Consider the following 16,114-nt stretch of genomic DNA (forward strand, 5'->3'; position numbering starts at 1 on the left):
GTGCGGGCCGAGATCCACACCTTGCAATCGCACACGAAGTACGATCGAATGAACACGAAAGGGTTCCGGAACGGCCCCGTGCGATCATTCGATCACCCCGGTCCCGCCGAGCGCGAGACGTGCGGGGGCTCATCCGCCGCATCGAGGCCGACACCGAGACCACCGGCGCAGGACCGTTACGAGGAGAACCTGGTGACCACGTGGATGCTGCTCGACTACGGCGAGGTCATCTCCACCTCGCAGCCGCCCGGCGCGACGGCCGCGATGGCCGAGCTCATCGGCCAGGACGAGGTGACCTTCCGCGACCGCTACTGGCGCCACCGCGACGCCTTCGACCGCGGTCAGGCCTCCCACTCGTACTGGAGCGGGGTCGCCGGCAGGACGCTCACCGAGGACGATCCGCTCGTCGCCAAGCTCGACGCGGCCGACGTCGAGAGCTGGCTGCACCTCAACCCGGAGAGCCTGCGCGCCATCGAGGAGCTCGCGGGACACCACGGACTCGCCCTGCTGTCCAACGCCCCCGAGCCGCTGGCGGCCGCGATCGACGACGCCCCCTGGGCCGCGGCGTTCACCCATCGCTTCTACAGCTGCCGCCTGTCGCTGTCCAAACCGGACCCCGCCATCTTCGGTGAGGTCCTGCGCCACCTCGGCGCCGCCCCCGGCGACGTCACCTTCATCGACGACCGCGCCGTCAACGTCAACGCCGCGGCGGCGCTCGGCATCAACGCCGTCCTCTACCCGGACTGGCCCCCCACCCCTCGCGCGAGCTGACGTCCGACCGCTCCCGTCCGACTTCGCCGTCCATGCCTCCCTCGCGAGCCGATGTCGGCCACACCTTCGACCTCGATCTCACCCCGGTCCGTCGCCGCCGCGCGAACCGGCGGGTTCGCGCAGGGCCTTGTACAGGGCGATGTGCCGCTCGGCGGCCGAGCGCCAGGTGTGCCGGGCGGCGAGCAGGCGGCCCGCGGCCAGGCGCGCGGGGTCGTCTCCGGCCAACGCCGCGCCGATCTGGTCGGCGAAGCCCGCGGGGTCGGCGGCGAAGCGCGCGGCACTCCCGAATACCTCGCGCAGGACCGGCAGGTCCCGGGTGACGAGTGGCACGCCCGCCGCCAGCGCCTCCATCGCCGCCAGGCCGAAGCCCTCCTTGAGCGAGGGGAAGGCGAAGACGGCCGCGGAGGCGACCAGCGACGGCAGCTCCTCGTGACCGACGGGCCCCAGGACGACCGGCTCCACGCCGAGGGCCGCGGCGCGCTCGGCCCACCGGACCCGGTAGTCGCGATAGTCGAACAGGGTCTCGCCCCCGGCGATCACCAGTTTCAGGCCGGGGTCTCCCGCGGCCAGCGACGCGTACGCCTCCAGCAGGTCCAGCGAGCCCTTGCGCGGCTCGATGCCGCCGACCGTGAGCACGTAGCGTCCCAGCCGGTCCCGCCAGTGTCCGTCGCCGCGCGCGGTGGCCTCGGCGAACCGGTCCGCCTCGACGCCGTTGGGGATGACCGTCGCGGTGATTCCCCATCCGGCGGCGAGCTCGGCGGCGACGGCGCGCGAGACGCAGACGTGCGCGCGGGGTTCGACGATGGCGCGCTCGTGGCAGGCGGCCAGCTCGGGGGTGGTGAAATGGTCCAGGTGGTGAACGGTCCGCACGCATCGTTCGACCGCGTTGGCGCTGATGCAGTCCTGCGCGTGCACGATGTCGTAGCCGCCGGGGGTGAACGCCTCGCGCAGCGCGGAGATCGAGCGCAGCACCCGCTCCCCCACCGTCTCGTCCACCACCTCGGGGAAAGGCACCACCACCGACCGCACCGCGGGCGCCACAGGCCGGAAGAACCCCGCGTCGCCGCCGCGGCCGAGCGTCCACACCGTCACGTCCTGACCCGCCTCCGCGAGCGCCTCGGCGAGGTTGAGGGTGTGCACGACTCCGCCGCGCGGCTTGGTGGAGTACGTCAGCAACGCGATCCTCAGCACGGAAGGCGACGCCACGGCGTTCGCCGACCCCGCCGACCCCACTGCCTCGGCCGGGTTCGCGCTGCTCCCGGTGGTGGCGGTGATGTCGGTGATGTCGGTGCCCGGCGTGCGCGTGCCGCTCACGAGGCTCCCCGGTAGCTGCCGGGCCTGCGCTCGTCGAGGTGGCTCAGCACCCGCCGCGCGGTGGCGATCTCGGCGGCGACGTCCACCTCGGCGACCGCCAGGCCCGCCTTGGACCAGGTGCGGGCGAGGATGTCACCCCCGGGACCGACCACCTTGGCCTGGCCGAGGAAGCGCATGCCGCCCATCGCGCCGGTCTGGTTCGACGAGGCCAGGATGACCTGGTTCTCGGCGGCGCGGGCGCAGTCGTAGAGGTCGAAGAGGCGCGACTGGCGGTCCTGGGCCATCCGGGGCGCCCGGTTGGTGATGCTGGTCGGCCAGGCCGACAGGCAGGCGACGATCTGCGCCCCGTCCAGGGCGAGGCTCCGCGCCGACTCGGGGAAGGTCTTGTCGTAGTCGATGAGCATGCCCACCCGGCCGACCGGGGTGTCGAAGGCGTCGAAACGCTCGCCGGGCGCGTACGCCGCGATCTCCCCGGCGGGCAGGTGCACCTTGCGGTGGCGTCCCAGCACGCCGTCCCCACTGACGCACGCGGCGCTGTTGTACCTGCGGGTGCCGTCGGCCTCGCAGTAGCCGACGCACACCACCATCTCGGCGGCCAGCTCGCCCACCCGCTTGATCAACGGGTCGTCGGGGTCGAGCGCGGGGGGCAACGCGTCGGGGTCGGGGTGGCGCAGGTCGGCGAGGTAGCCGCCCAGCGCGGCGTCGGGCAGCACCAGCAGCCTCGCCCCCGCCCTGCGCGCGTCGTCGATGAGCTTCGCGATGCGCCGCAGATCGAACTCCAGGTCCCGGCCGAAGTGCGCGGAGGCCGCGGCTATGCGGATCACGGTTCAGGATCCTCCCACGGCGAGCGCGGGGCGGTAGGCGTCCGGACGGCGGTCGCGCAGGTGGCCCATGGAGCGGCGGGCGGTCTCCAGCGCCGCCCGCACGTCCAGTTCGGCGACCGCGACACCGCCCGGCACGCCGGTACGGGCCAGGACCTCCCCTCCGGGGCCGACGACCTTGGCGCTGCCGACGAACCTGAGAGCGCCGAAGACCCCCGACTGGTTGGCCGACAGCCACACCACCTGGTTCTCCAGGGCTCTGGCCTGGTCGAAGAGGTCGAACCTGCGGGTCCAGCGGTCGTCGGCGAGGTCGGGCGCGGGGTCGGTCCTGCTGGCCGGCCAGGCCGACGCGCACACCACGATCTCGGCACCGTCCAGGGCCAGCGCCCGCGCCGACTCGGGGAACGCCTTGTCGTAGCAGATCATCATGCCGAGACGGCCGATCGGGGTGTCGAAGGCGGAGAAGGAGTCACCGGCCGCGAACAGCGCGTCCTCGCTGAGCGGCTGGTGGACCTTGCGGTGATGGCCGAGCACCCCGTCGCCGTTGACGCAGACCACGCTGTTGTACCTGAGAGGGCCGTCGGCCTCGCAGTAGCCCGCACAGACGACCATGTCGCCCGCGAGCGCGGCGAGCCTGCGGATCTCGGGTCCTGCGGGGTCCAGGGCCGGCGGCACGTCCCGAGGGTCGCCGTCCATGCTGAGCAGGTAGCCGCCCAGGCAGGCCTCCGGCAGGGCGAGCAGCCCGATCCCCTCGGCCCGCGCGGCGGTGATCAGTTGCTCGATGCGGGCGAAGTCGCCCTCCAGGTCGCGGTCGAACGGCGCCGCGACGGCGCCCATGCGTAGCTTCACGTTTCTCCTTCACGGAGTTCTGCGGGTTCTGCGGGTTCTGCGTATCCCGCGGGTTCTGCGGCCGTACCCAGCCCGGTCACCGGGCCGGTGATCACTTCGATCAGCTCCCCGTCCGGCCAGCGCAGCCGTACTCCCCCGCCGGGAACGAACTCGCCGCACACGGCACCGGAGGCGGGACCGGCGTCGAGGCCGGGACGTCCTGGACGCTCGGCGGTGAGCATCGCGAAGCCGGGAAAGCAGGTCAGCCAGTCGCCCATGCTGACCGCGCCGGGCCTGGGCACGGCGGCGACGTCGAGGACGGCGCCGCAGCCCGAGGCCTCGGCGAGCATGCCGAGGGTGCCGGCGACTCCCGCCATGGACACGTCCTTGGCGGCGGCCGGGCGGGCGGCGGCGACGGCTCCCAGCATGGCCCGCAGCTGCGGGGTGCGGCGGTGCGTGGTGGAGTCCCACTGGCGGCCCGTGTAGCCGGGCCGCCACCCGCCGCCCAGGTCCGCGGTGAGCCACACCCGGTGTCCCGGCCGCGCCCCGCCGCCGGGAACCGGTTCCCTGGCGCGGCCCAGCGCGGTGACCGAGAGCGCCGCCGGCACGCCGAGCTGGGTGTGACCGCCGAGCACCGGCACCTCGTACGCGTCGGCGGCGCGGCGCAGGCCCGCCAGGACCCTCGCCACCGCCGAGGCGTCTCGCGCGCCGACCGCGTCCAGCAGCCCGACCGGCTGCGCGCCCATCGCCGCCAGGTCGTTGAGGTTGACCAGCACCGAACACCAGCCCGCCCACTCCGGGTCGCGCTCCACCATGGACGGCAGGATCGCGTCGCAGGCCGCCACCAGGTCGCTGCCCGGCACCGGGGCGCCGTCGTCGCCGACGAAGCCGGGGCCTCCGGGCGCGAGCCCGGCCAGCAGCGTCCCGAGGTCGCTCTTGGTGGCCGCGACCAGCGCGGCGATCCTGCCGACGGGCCAGCGCATCAGCACGTGCGGCAGGCCCGCGACGGCGAGGGGACGTACCCGCCGCCAGCCGAGGCGGGTGAACATTCGCTCGGCGCCGGCGCGTACGGTGGCCTCGAAGCGCAGCGCCCCGGCCGCCTCGGCCCGCGCACACGCGGCGCGCACCAGCGCGGGGCCGATGCCCGCGCCGTTGCGCTCGGCCGGATCGACGGCGAGCCGCCCGCCGCTCCACCACCCGATGTCGGGGCCGCCGGTGGCCGGCCCGAGCCGGACGCCGCCGACCACGGCGCCGCTCCCGTCCCTGGCGACCAGGACGACGGTGCGCGGGTCGTCGTCGCGGTCGTCCAGGTCGTGGCCGCTGAACACGTGCTGCTCGGTCACGAACACCCGGTGCCGCAGCGCCCGGTAGGCGGCCAGCCCGGCCGCGTCCGCCTCCTCCACGATGAAGGAGGGCGCGCGGCTGCCGAGCAGCACGTCGCAGACCGGCTCGGAAAGCCGCGATCCGCGGCCGGGAGCGGTACGGCCGCCCGGCCCCGAACCGCCGCTCAGGACGGGGGCGACCGCGAGATCGGAGACGAGGCTCACGGGCGCCTCACCCGCCCGCGGCCTGGAGCGCGCTGCACGCGCCGCACGCGGCGCAGCCCGCCCGCTGGTCGGCGCCCGACATGCCCGCCTCCCGCAGCAGCGCTGCGACGCTCTCGGTCACCCTGCCGACCACGGCCGGGTCGGGGCCAGGCACCCCCTCACGGCCCGCGAGGGTGTCGCGCATCGGGCGGAACGGCACGACGAACGGGTACACACCGCGCTCGACGAGCCGCGCGGCCCCTGCCACCAGCTCGTCGGGATCCTCGCCGAGACCGACCAGCAGATAGGTGGAGACGCGGTTGCGGCCGAAGACGCGTACGGCCTCGTCCCACGCCTCCTCGTAGGCCGACATCGGCACCTCGGACTTACCGGGCATCCAGCGGCGGCGCACCTCCTCGTCGAGGGACTCCACGTGGATGCCGATCGCGGACGCGCCCGCCCGCCTGAGCTCGCCGATCCAGGCCAGATCGGCCGGCGGCTCGCACTGCACCTGGATCGGCAGGCCGGGTACGGCCTCCAGCACGGCCCGTACCGAACGGGCCAGGACGCGCGCTCCCCGGTCGGGGCCGCCGGTGGTGCCGGTGGTCATCACCATCTGCCGCACCCCGTCCAGGCGCACCGCCGCCTCGGCGACCTCGGCGAGCTGCGCCGGGGTCTTGGCGGCGACGGTGGCGCCCGAACGCAGGGACTCCTCGATCGCGCAGAACCGGCACCGCTCCGCCTCGCCGTAGCGGACGCAGGTCTGCACCACGGTGGTGGCGAGCACGTCGGCGCCGTGCAGCCGGGCGATCCTCTCGTACGGGACACCGTCTGCGGTCACCAGGTCGTAGAAGCGAGGACGGCCGACCGCGCGGACGGAGGCGCCCAGATCGGTCTCGCCCAGCCACAGCCTGCCGTCCCTGACGGCGTACGGACTGGCCGGGTTGAGCGGGATCGCGGCGTTGGCCCCGTCGAGGACCAGGTGTCCGTCGTCGCTGGGTCCCGCACCGCCCGCGCGGCGCACCGGGGCGTCCACCCGGACGCCCATGATGGCCACGTCGACTCTCGTGCCGACACTCACCGCTGCCCCCTCAGAACATGTAGGTCGAGTTGATGATCGCGCCCTTGCGGCCGTAGTGGATCAGCGCGTCCTGCACGTCCAGCGGGTGCGTGGGGATGACGCCCTCGATGAGGTCCTCCTCGCGGGCGCCGTGCAGCGACAGGCCGAACCGGCAGCAGTAGACCTTGCCGCCCTCCTCGATGAACGTCTTGAGCGAGTTGTTGATGTTGTGCTCGCCGGGGAAGGCGGAGTTGCCCGTGGTCGGGAAGCCCCGGGTGGCCAGGCAGTTCAGCGAGCCCGGGCCGTAGAAGTAGATCGCGGACTCGAAGCCCTTGCGCAGCGCCCTGGTCGCCTGCAGGATCGCCACGAAGCTCACCGACGACTCGTGGGCGATGCCGTGCACGAGCGTGAAGTACGACTCGCCGTTCTCCGCCTGGTAGTCGGGGAAGACCTTGGTGCCGCCGTAGAGGCTGGAGCCCTCCGGCAGGGAGGGGTGCGGGATCTCGGTGAGGCTCTGCTTCTCGAGGTCGGTCAGTTCGGTCATGGGTCTCTCCTTGTCAGCCGTACAGTTTCTCGAAGGTGTCGTGGAAGGCCAGGCGGGCCAGTTCGCCGTCGCCGGCGGCGGCGGCGAGACGGGCGCGCTCGCCCGCGTAGTCGCCCCACGGTTCGTCGCTGGCGAACAGCACCCGGTCGTGGCCGATGCCGCGCCGGTCGATCTCCTGGGCCAGCCATCGGGGCGTGAACCCGATCGCCCAGGAGAGGTCGGTGTAGACGCGCTTGCCGGCGGCGATCCAGTCGAAGAACCGCGAACCGGCGAGCTTGATGTGGCCGCTCATGCCGCCGCCGAAGTGCACCAGGTGGATGGCGACCTCGTCGCCGTACCACTCGACCAGGTGGCCCACCTCGTCGATGTCGGAGGCGGCACCCGGTGAGGTGTGCACGTGCACCACCAGCCCGTGCAGCCGGGCGGTGGCGAAGACGCGGTCGAGCGCGGGTCTGCAGGCCGGGTCGGTGGGGCGCCCGCCCAGCAGGAAGCTGAGCTTCAGCGCGCGCACGCCGCTCTCGGCGGCCAGCGCCAGCGCCTCGGCCGTGCGACGCTCGTCCTCGGGGCGCGGCGAGACCCACAGGCCGCAGCGGATCCGGTCGTCGCGGCCCGCCGCCTCCAGGCAGAGCTCGTTGAAGGCGAACGCGATCCCCGGATCGGGCACCCCGTAGTTGGGCATCACCAGGGCGCGTTCGGTGCCCTCGGCGTCCAGGTCGGCCAGCAGTTGCGCGACGGTCGCGCGGGCGGTCGTGTCGGGGTTGACCGGCGGCCCCCCGTAGAACGGGTGGGCGGGCAGCACCCCGAGGTGGCGGTGGGCGTCGAAGACCATGTCAGGTTCCCAGCAGCTCGGGGTGGACGAAGTAGCCGAGCGACGCCGGTTCCGCGGCGCGCGGGGCGGGTACCGGCCTGCCGGCGGCGGCGATGTGCCCGGCCAGGTGCTCGGCGTCGGCCGCCACCCCGGAGAAACGGCCCGAGCCCCAGGTGTGCTGCCAGGGCAGCCCGAGGAAGTACAGACCGGGGACCCGGGTGACACCGCGCTCGTGGGTGGGGTAGCCGGTGCCGTCGAAGACCGGCACCCTGATCCAGCCGTGGTCGCGGCGGAAGCCGGTGCACCAGACGACCGAGGTGATCCGCCCCAGGTCCAGGGAGTCGGGCTCGGAGGCGGGCTGCCAGGGCGGGGTGTAACGCCTCTCGCCGGGGGCGGAGATGCCGTGCGCGGCGATGAAGGCGTCGATGGAGTCCTTGACGCTCTCGCAGACCGCGTCGGCATGGTCGAGGTTGCGCCGTAGGTCGGGGGCGAACCGCGCCCTGCCGCCGGTCCTCTCCTCCGCGGCTTCGGCCGTTCCCGCGCCGGTCGCCGTGTCGTTCTCGACCGTGGTCAGCCTGCCGTACAGGCTCATCCCCTCCAGGGCGAAGGCCCGCAGGTCGATGTCGCGCCCGCCGTCGCGGCCGGTCACGTAGTGGTTGGCGCGGGCCCGGACGGCGTCGTGGTCGTCGAAGGAGTCGATGGGCCGGTCGTAGTAGCCCATCAGATCCAGCCAGGCCACCACGTCCCTGCCCCGGTAGAAGCGGGCGACCCGGGGCGCGCCGCCGACCGACAGGTGCACGCGCCGCCCGGCCAGGTGCAGGTCCTCGGCGATCTGGCACCCCGACTGGCCGGTACCGACGACCAGCACCTCACCCGGAGGCAGCAACTCGGGATTGCGGTAGTCGGCGGAGTGGATCTGCGTCACGTGCGCGGGGAACCGCTCGGCCACCCGGGGGATCACCGGGACCTGGTAGGGGCCGGTGGCGACCACGACCTGGCCCGCGGTGACCGTGCCCCGGTCGGTCTCCACCCGAAACCCCCGCCCGTCGGGAAGGAGCCGGGTGACGTTCACCCCCTCCAGCACCGGTGGGGAGAAGGAGGCCGCGTAGTCCTCCAGGTAGCCGACGATCTGGTCGCGGAGCATGAACCCGTCGTGGTCGTCGCCCGGGTAGGGGAACCCCGGCAGGCGGCACTGCCAGTTGGGCGTGACGAGGCAGAAGGAGTCCCAGCGCCGTGCGCGCCACTCGTGGCCCACGCGGTGACGCTCCAGCACCAGGTGGTCGACGCCGTCCCTGCGCAGGCAGTGGCTCATCGACAGGCCCGCCTGGCCCGCGCCGACGACGACCACCTCGTGGTGACGGCCGTTCACCGCTCGAACCTCTCGACCGTCACCATGCCGGCACCGGCGAAACCGGCCGCCTTCCTCTCGATCTCGGCGACCTGCCTCGCCGCGGCCGCGCACCCGAACCCGTACCTCTCGCGTACGCGCTCACCGGCCGCCTCCAGCGCCCTGCCGCTCAGCGAGACGAATTCGGCGATTGGGTACGATTGTTCGGGATGAAGAAAGTCCTCAATGATGAGCGATGGGGAATAACAGCGTTGTTGTGAACCATCGGGCCATCTGACCTGGAAATACATCTCAGGCATACGAGTCTCCACAGGGGAAAGCGGCCTTATCCGAATCGGTGCGCCTTTACCGCTGACGACAGTTCAACCGCTGGAAATTGCCGACCCGTTTCATCCGGAACAAAACGCGATGACCGTGGTCACACCAACTTCTCCACCGGTTAACAGTGAGGCGCCGGTCGGCATCGCGTCATGAGTCTCCACCGGCCCCCTCACCCCCGATTAGCGGCGCGCCGGGAAGGGGAGGCCTCAGGTGATGCCGATCGGGGGGCGCGGAGCCGGAGGAGCCCCGGACTCGCAGCGACATCGATCTTCTCAGCGGGAGAATCCCATGACTGGACGCGTATCGGCCCCGGGCGACCTCGGCCGCCGGATCGCCAGGCGACGCGAGGATCTCGGCCTCACCCGGGACAGGCTGGAAACCCTGGACAGGGACGAGTGCCTGCGGCTCATCACCCCCGGCGGAGTGGGGCGTATCGCCTTCGAGGAGATCGGCGGGCCGGTGATCCTGCCGGTCGACTACGCCCTGCACGGCAGCTCGGTGATCTTCCGCACCGCTTTCGGCGGCCCGCTCGACGACGCCCTGCGCACCGGGGCCCAGGGGGTCGAGTCCAAGGTCGCCTTCGAGGTCGACCGGATCGACGACGCCGGCCGCGAGGGCTGGAGCGTGCTGGTGCGCGGCGGGATCCACCACGTCTCCTCGGAGGAGGACCGCGCCGCCCTGGCGGCGCTGGGCGTCCGGCCGTGGACGGGGGGCGAGCGGGAGCCGTACGTGAGGATCGCCGCCACCGAGGTCACCGGCCGTCGCATCCGGCGGCGCGACCCGTGACCCCCGCCGAGCCGGCCCCGCCGTCCCAGGAACCGCCCGTGATCCCCGCCGGGTCCGGCCCTTCGGCTCACCGGCCGCCCGTGATCCCCTCGGAGATGGACGCCTGGGTCGTCACTCACCCGGGGCCGATCTCCTCGCGTCCCCTGCGGCCGGTGCGCGTCCCCGTCCCCTCCCCCGGACCCGGTGAGGTGCTGGTCCGCGTCGAGGCATGCGCGGTCTGCCGCACCGACCTGCACCTCGCCGAGGGCGATCTCCGGCCGCGACGCCCGAGGACCACGCCAGGCCACGAGGTCGTGGGGCGGGTGGTGTCCGCCGCCCCCGACGCCGTGCGGCTCGCGCCGGGCACCCGGGTGGGGGTGGCCTGGCTCCGCTCGACCTGCGGGCACTGCCGCTACTGCCTGCGGGGTGCGGAGAACCTCTGTCCCGGTTCGACCTACACCGGCTGGGACGCCGACGGCGGCTACGCCGAATACCTGACCGTTCCCGAGGACTTCGCCTACCCGCTCCCCGGCGACGTCCCCGCGGAGAAGCTCGCGCCGCTGCTGTGCGCGGGGATCATCGGCTACCGGGCCCTGCTCCGCAGCGACCTGCCACCCGGCGGACGGCTGGGCATCTACGGCTTCGGCGCCTCGGCGCACCTGACCGCGCAGCTCGCCCTCGCCCAGGGGGCGACCGTGCACGTGCTGACCCGCTCGGCCAAGGCCAGGGAGTTGGCCGTCGCCCTGGGCGCGGCCTCGGCGGGCGGCGCCGCGGACGCCCCGCCGGAACCGCTGGACTCGGCGATCCTGTTCGCCCCGGCGGGCGAACTGGTGCCGGTCGCGCTGGCCGCCCTGGAGCGGGGCGGAACCCTGGCGGTCGCGGGCATCCATCTCAGCGACATCCCGCCCCTGACCTATCAGCGGCACCTGTTCCAGGAGCGCACGCTGCGCAGCGTCACCGCCAACACCCGCGCCGACGGCCGCGCCTATCTGGAACTGGCGACGCTCCACCCACCCCGGGTGACGACGGTGCCCTATCGGCTGGCCGAGGCCGACCGGGCTCTGGCGGACCTGGCCGGGGATCGCGTCGAGGGCGCCGCCGTCCTGATGCCCTCCCACTCCGACCCCTGACGCGATGCTCACCCCCGTACGGGGGTGAGCATCGGCGCGAGCACTCCTCGCGGGTCTTTTCCGCCGCTCGGGCTGGATTCAGTCGGCGGGCCTGCCGAACCAGCAGGAGAGGTGGTCGTCCAGGTCCTGCTGGTCGTCGCCGATCCAGGCGACGTGGCCGTCGGGACGCAGCAGGACGCACGGGACGTCCAGTTCCGCGGTGGGGTCCGCGAGGTGATCGACCCGGTCCGACCAGCCGCCGACGGTGAGGCGTTCGGTACGGTCCAGCAGCAGGCCACGGCCACGATGCAGCAGACCGTAGAGGTGGCCCTGTTTCACGTCGAGGTCGTGCATGCGGCGGCCGAGCAGGTCGGGGCCTTCGCCGAAGTCGTAGCGGATGCCGGTCGCGGTGATCTTTTCGGTCAGGTGGCGGTTCACCTCGTCGAAGTCCATCAGTTCGGTGAGCAGCCTGCGCACGGCCTGCGGGCCCGGTTCGGCGGACAACAGTTCCGTCTGGGCACGGGTGTTGTCCAGCACGTCCTCGGCGACCGGACGACGTTCGGCCTGGTAGCTGTCCAGCAGCGCCTCCGGGGCCCACCCGCGGATCTGTGCGGCCAGTTTCCAGCCGAGGTTGAACGCGTCCTGAACGCCCAGGTTGAGGCCCTGCCCGCCGATGGGGGGATGGATGTGCGCCGCGTCGCCGGCCAGCAGCACCCGCCCGACCCGATATCGTTCGGCCAGCCGGGTGGCGTCTCCGAAGCGGGACATCCAGCGCGGGGAGTGCACGCCGAAATCGGTTCCGGCGATGGCACGCAACCCCTGTTTGAAATCCTCAAGGGTGGGCGGTTGCGCGCGGTCGCCGACTTCCGGCGCGGGGACCACGACACTGTAGATCCCTTCGCCGAAGGGCCGGAGCCAGAACGGCCGATGGGTCTCGCGGACCTCGGCCATCCTGGCGGCGATCTCCTCCTGCGGCATGCCCACTGCCAGCTCGCCCATCAGGGTCTCGGTCCGCGAGGGCTCGCCGGGGAAGCCGACATCGAGCAGCTTGCGCACCGTGCTGCGCCCGCCGTCACAGCCGACGAGGTAGCGCGAACGCAGCCGCGTGCCGTCGGCCAGCTCGACGGTCACCCCCTCGTCGTCCTGCTCGAAACCGGCGACCGCGCACCCGCGCCGGACCTGCGCGCCCAGTTCGATCGCGTGCTCTGCGAGCAGGCGCTCGATGACCGGCTGTGGGATGCCCAGCAGGTAGGCGTACGCGGAATCCAGGCCCTTGGGCGCGGGTTTGGGGATGGCGGCGAAGAAACCGCCGGCCGGACGTCGTCTTCCGTGCTGGAGCATGCGCTCCAGCAGTCCGCGCATCGCCATCAGCTCGAGGCTGCGAACATGCAGACCGACTATGCGGACGAACGACGTGGGCTCGATCTCCTTCTCCAGGACGAGTACTCGCACATCGTGCAGTCGCAGTTCGGCGGCGAGCATCGCACCGGTCGGCCCGCACCCGGCAATGATCACATCGAAGGCGTGGGACGCGCGATCGGTGCCGGGGGCCGGCGACCGGAGAACTCCGGGAACGTCGCCCGCCGCGGAGTCACGCTCGGCACCGTCGTTCGGCTGCGGCTCGGCGGTGACCTGCTGAGAATGCATAGGTATTGCCTTTCGGGAGTGCCTTGTCCAAGCGGCGCTCCCGGCGACACCTACCTCGATCGCCCGGCCGTGACGGGAAGGGGGAGCACCCACGTCGATACAGCGTTCATGGGGCTCACCTCCTCAGGTGGTGTCACGGTCAGCCGTAAGTTACAAGCCCGAGCGTCATCCCGTCCATTCCTTATTTCTCACCGCCTCGCCATCACCTCACCGTCGGTAACTCTCATCGGATGGCTTAATCGGGGCAGGGTGGAGAGGTACCAACCGATTTTCAAGAAGGAGCTCCCATGCAGACACGCCGCATCGGCGATGTCCAGGTCAGTGAGATCGGTCTCGGCGGAATGCCGATGTCGATCGAAGGGCGCCCCGACGAGCAGCGTTCGATCGCGACGATCCACGCCGCGCTGGAGGCGGGCGTGACGCTGATCGACACCGCGGACGCCTATCACCTGGGCGCGGACGAGGTCGGCCACAACGAGTCCCTGATCGCCCGCGCGGTCGCCGGTTACGGGGGCGACACGTCCGACGTGCTGATCGCCACCAAGGGCGGCCATGCGCGCCCCGGTGACGGCTCGTGGACCCTGAACGGCTCGCCCGACCACCTGAAGAAGGCCTGCGACGCGTCGCTCGCGCGTCTCGGCGTCGAGGCCATCGGGCTCTACCAGTTCCACCGCCCCGACCCGAAGGTTCCGTACGCGGAGTCGGTCGGGGCGATCCGCGACCTGCTGGACGCGGGCAAGATCCGCTTCGCGGGCGTCTCGAACGCCGACCCGGACCAGATCCGGCTCGCCAACGAGATCCTCGGCGGGCGGCTGGTGAGCGTGCAGAACCAGTTCTCGCCGTCGTTCCGCTCCAGCGAGCCCGAGCTGGAGCTGTGCGCGGAGCTGGGCATCGCGTTCCTGCCGTGGAGCCCGCTGGGCGGGATCTCGCAGGCCGGCGAGCTGGGCTCGCGGTTCGCCGTGTTCGCGGACGTCGCGCGGGCGCACGGGGTGAGCCCGCAGCGGGTGTGCCTGGCGTGGATGCTCGCCAAGGCGCCGGTGGTGATCCCGATCCCGGGTTCCTCTCGTCCGGAGACCATCCGCGACTCGGTCGGTGCGGCCGACGTGAAACTGTCCGCCGAGGAGCTGGCCCGCCTCGACGCGGCCTGACGAGACACGCTCGGGCGTCGGGAGCGGCACCCGCGTGTGCCGCTCCCGATGCCCGTCCGATAGGCCCGTGCCTGCGATGCCGCTCCTGCCGGGCACGTCCGGCATACGCTCACCAGCTCGTATCCGCTCGTATCCGTGAGGCCGGTCGGGACGAACCGTCGTCCCGACCGGCCTCACGCGTTCTCGATCATCGAACGCGCACGGTGGGCCACTAGGAGGAATAGACCTCGAAGGCGGAGAGCTGCCCGGCGGGCCAGCCGGTGTTGCCCGTGATGTTCAGCCGTACGTACCTTTTCGCCGTCGCCGGGAAGGTGATGGTCACGGTGTTGCCGGTGGCCGGGTCGAAGACGTGGCCCCGCGACGGCACCACCGTCTCGAAGTCGCCGCCGGACGAGGCCTGCACCGACAGTGTCTGGGTGCGCGTGCCCCAGGCCGCGGACGGCGGCAACCTCAGCACCAGGCGCCCGACGGAGACCTGGGCGCAGAGGTCAACGGTGATCGACTGAGGGAAGGTGTGGTTGGCGCTCTCCCAGTAGGTGTTCGCGTCGCCGTCGACCGCGTTGGCCGCCACGTAGTTCTGGGTGACGCTGCTCGCGCTGACCACCTTGTTCCTGGCCAGGTCTCCGGTACCGGGAGAGCATCCGGGTGGGGGCCCGGTCGTCGCGGTCACCGTGCCGGAGGGCGGCGAGGTGTTCTGCGCGGCGTCCCTGGCGACCACGTAGAAGCTGTAGGAGGTCGACGGCGTGAGACCGGTGACGGTGAACGACGTTCCCGTGGTGCTGCCCACCTTGACGTCGGTGGCGCCCGCCTCGCGGTAGACGTCGTAGCCGGTCACCCCGACGTTGTCGGTGGCCGCGGTCCAGCCCACCGTGATGCTCGTGCCGGAGGCCGGGACGGCGCGCGCGGCACCCGGCGCGGTCGGGGGCTGGGTGTCTCGCGTGCCGCCGGTCCTGCGGGTCTCGAACTCCGTCGCCCAGTACTTCGTCCGGTCCAGGTAGGCGGTCTCCGCCGCGGTCCCCGTCCTGCCGTAGGCGCCGTCGAAGGTCTGGTAGCCGAACCCGCCCGGCGGGGTGGAGTCCGCGGGCTCGATGGAGCTGCCCTCGTGCCACTCGTTGAACGAGGTGATGGAGACCCAGGTCGGCAGGCCGCCCTTGGCCGGGTCGAGGGCGTTGGACCACTCCAGGTCGTAGGTGGCACCGTTGGCGCGGCCCAGGGTCGGGGTGGTGTTGCCCGGCACCGCGCGGTCGTCGATGTAGCCGGGAGCCACCGAGGGCGCCCAGATGAGGTTGTTCCGCTTGGCGTACGCGCTCGCGTTGGCCCAACCGGGCGCGGTGGCACCGGCGATCCCGTCGTAGGTGTACATACCGGAGAAGTGCGCGATCTTCGACGTGTCGGTGGTCTGGGCGAGCACGATGTTGCCCGCGGTGACCTGGTCGAGCGCGGCCCAGTCGGTGATCTTCAGGCTCTCGAAGACGTAGAACGCCGCCCGATCGCCGTGCTCGGCGTCACGGTAGAAGGCCGGGTGGGAGCCGTAGCGGGTGTTGATGTAGCGGATGTCCTCGACGGTGGAGGCCGCCGTGCGCCCCTCGTACGGCTCCAGGTGCCAGGCGACCTTGACGCCGTACCGCGCGGCGGCGTCCATCACGCCCCGGGTGAGCCTGTCCTCGAAGCTGTCGCGACCCCACCAGCTGTAGACGATGACGCCGACCCCGGCCTGCTTGATCCACTGCATGTGCCTGGTGACGGCGCCCGCGTAGTCGCCGGAGTCGTAGGCGCCCAGGCTGGGGTACAGGTCGGCGCCCACGTCGTTGGGCGGGGTGCGTCCGCCCTGCTGCCAGTGCCGCCACTCCCCGCTCGTCTGGGGGTTGCCGTACCAGGAGTAGTAGAAGAGATGGACGTTGGAGGACTGCTCAGGCACGGCCGCGCCGCGTGCCGGGAGCGGTGTCTGGGCTCCGGCCCAGCACAGGGTGGCCAGCAGCAGCGCGAGGACGATCTGGGCGCGTCGCCCGGTATGGCGTAAGCGGCTGACAGATTGATCGGATGTCTTCATCGGCTGACCCTTCGTCACGCGAGGCCGGATCGCCGCGGTCGACGTGACATGCGG

Annotated in this window: 15 protein-coding genes; 4 read left to right on the forward strand and 11 right to left on the reverse strand. The window is 72.3% G+C overall.

Translation table 11 applies throughout. From position 1 onward, the window contains the following. The first annotated feature begins 192 nt into the window (after positions 1-192). Positions 193-771, forward strand: a complete 579-nt coding sequence (locus tag ACFY3V_RS19795; protein WP_362901408.1) for an HAD-IA family hydrolase — start codon at positions 193-195, stop codon at positions 769-771. A 78-nt stretch (positions 772-849) separates the two neighbouring features. Here the strand turns inward: ACFY3V_RS19795 and ACFY3V_RS19800 are convergent, their stop codons facing one another. From ACFY3V_RS19800 to ACFY3V_RS19840, 9 genes are read right to left on the reverse strand one after another with little or no spacing between them, the layout of a single operon-like run. Continuing rightward, a complete protein-coding gene (locus tag ACFY3V_RS19800; protein WP_362901406.1) occupies positions 850-2,085 on the reverse strand; it encodes an MSMEG_0565 family glycosyltransferase in 1,236 nt (411 codons plus the stop codon). Next, positions 2,082-2,909: a carbon-nitrogen hydrolase family protein gene (locus tag ACFY3V_RS19805; RefSeq protein ID WP_389775107.1), complete on the reverse strand. Its 828-nt coding sequence runs from the start codon at positions 2,907-2,909 to the stop codon at positions 2,082-2,084. Before ACFY3V_RS19805 ends, ACFY3V_RS19800 begins: the two co-directional genes overlap by 4 nt. 3 nt (positions 2,910-2,912) lie before the next feature. Continuing rightward, positions 2,913-3,755 (reverse strand): carbon-nitrogen hydrolase family protein, encoded by an 843-nt coding sequence (locus ACFY3V_RS19810; RefSeq protein WP_389775110.1) that lies wholly within the window; start codon positions 3,753-3,755, stop codon positions 2,913-2,915. Beyond that, positions 3,752-5,281 carry an MSMEG_0567/sll0787 family protein gene (locus ACFY3V_RS19815; RefSeq protein WP_362901402.1) on the reverse strand — a complete coding sequence of 510 codons (1,530 nt, stop codon included), beginning with the start codon at positions 5,279-5,281 and terminating at the stop codon, positions 3,752-3,754. The genes ACFY3V_RS19810 and ACFY3V_RS19815 overlap by 4 nt, the downstream gene beginning before the upstream one ends. Positions 5,282-5,288: 7 nt before the next feature. After that, on the reverse strand, positions 5,289-6,341 hold the full coding sequence (locus ACFY3V_RS19820; protein ID WP_350947253.1) for an MSMEG_0568 family radical SAM protein: 1,053 nt from the start codon (positions 6,339-6,341) through the stop codon (positions 5,289-5,291). Positions 6,342-6,351: 10 nt separating this feature from the next. Further along, complete coding sequence (locus ACFY3V_RS19825; RefSeq protein ID WP_350947252.1) at positions 6,352-6,864, reverse strand: MSMEG_0572/Sll0783 family nitrogen starvation response protein; 513 nt, start codon at positions 6,862-6,864, stop codon at positions 6,352-6,354. A 13-nt stretch (positions 6,865-6,877) separates the two neighbouring features. Next, complete coding sequence (locus ACFY3V_RS19830; RefSeq protein WP_350947251.1) at positions 6,878-7,693, reverse strand: amidohydrolase family protein; 816 nt, start codon at positions 7,691-7,693, stop codon at positions 6,878-6,880. Position 7,694: 1 nt separating this feature from the next. Then, the gene (locus ACFY3V_RS19835) at positions 7,695-9,041 is read right to left on the reverse strand and encodes an MSMEG_0569 family flavin-dependent oxidoreductase (RefSeq protein WP_362901397.1); all 1,347 of its coding nucleotides are present in this window, start codon (positions 9,039-9,041) and stop codon (positions 7,695-7,697) included. Next, the gene (locus ACFY3V_RS19840; RefSeq protein ID WP_350947249.1) at positions 9,038-9,310 is read right to left on the reverse strand and encodes an MSMEG_0570 family nitrogen starvation response protein; all 273 of its coding nucleotides are present in this window, start codon (positions 9,308-9,310) and stop codon (positions 9,038-9,040) included. The genes ACFY3V_RS19835 and ACFY3V_RS19840 overlap by 4 nt, the downstream gene beginning before the upstream one ends. Positions 9,311-9,629: 319 nt before the next feature. Between ACFY3V_RS19840 and ACFY3V_RS19845 the strand changes: the two genes are divergently transcribed. Together ACFY3V_RS19845 and ACFY3V_RS19850 are read left to right on the forward strand one after the other, a co-directional pair. Then, positions 9,630-10,127 carry a pyridoxamine 5'-phosphate oxidase family protein gene (locus ACFY3V_RS19845; protein ID WP_350947248.1) on the forward strand — a complete coding sequence of 166 codons (498 nt, stop codon included), beginning with the start codon at positions 9,630-9,632 and terminating at the stop codon, positions 10,125-10,127. Between the two features lie 95 nt (positions 10,128-10,222). Continuing rightward, the gene (locus ACFY3V_RS19850) at positions 10,223-11,236 is read left to right on the forward strand and encodes a zinc-binding alcohol dehydrogenase family protein (RefSeq protein WP_389775117.1); all 1,014 of its coding nucleotides are present in this window, start codon (positions 10,223-10,225) and stop codon (positions 11,234-11,236) included. A 78-nt stretch (positions 11,237-11,314) separates the two neighbouring features. On the opposite strand, the gene rox is transcribed toward ACFY3V_RS19850, so the two are convergent. Further along, positions 11,315-12,862 carry a rifampin monooxygenase gene (rox, locus tag ACFY3V_RS19855; protein ID WP_389775120.1) on the reverse strand — a complete coding sequence of 516 codons (1,548 nt, stop codon included), beginning with the start codon at positions 12,860-12,862 and terminating at the stop codon, positions 11,315-11,317. Positions 12,863-13,149: 287 nt separating this feature from the next. On the opposite strand from rox, the gene ACFY3V_RS19860 reads away from it, so the two are divergent. After that, a complete protein-coding gene (locus ACFY3V_RS19860; RefSeq protein WP_362901387.1) occupies positions 13,150-14,010 on the forward strand; it encodes an aldo/keto reductase in 861 nt (286 codons plus the stop codon). A 211-nt stretch (positions 14,011-14,221) separates the two neighbouring features. Here ACFY3V_RS19860 and ACFY3V_RS19865 read toward each other — a convergent pair whose 3' ends face one another. Next, on the reverse strand, positions 14,222-16,060 hold the full coding sequence (locus ACFY3V_RS19865; RefSeq protein WP_389775124.1) for a discoidin domain-containing protein: 1,839 nt from the start codon (positions 16,058-16,060) through the stop codon (positions 14,222-14,224). Between the last annotated feature and the right edge of the window lie 54 nt (positions 16,061-16,114).

This window comes from Streptosporangium sp. NPDC000095, from assembly GCF_042899335.1.
In the GTDB taxonomy this organism is placed as follows: Bacteria; Actinomycetota; Actinomycetes; order Streptosporangiales; family Streptosporangiaceae; genus Streptosporangium.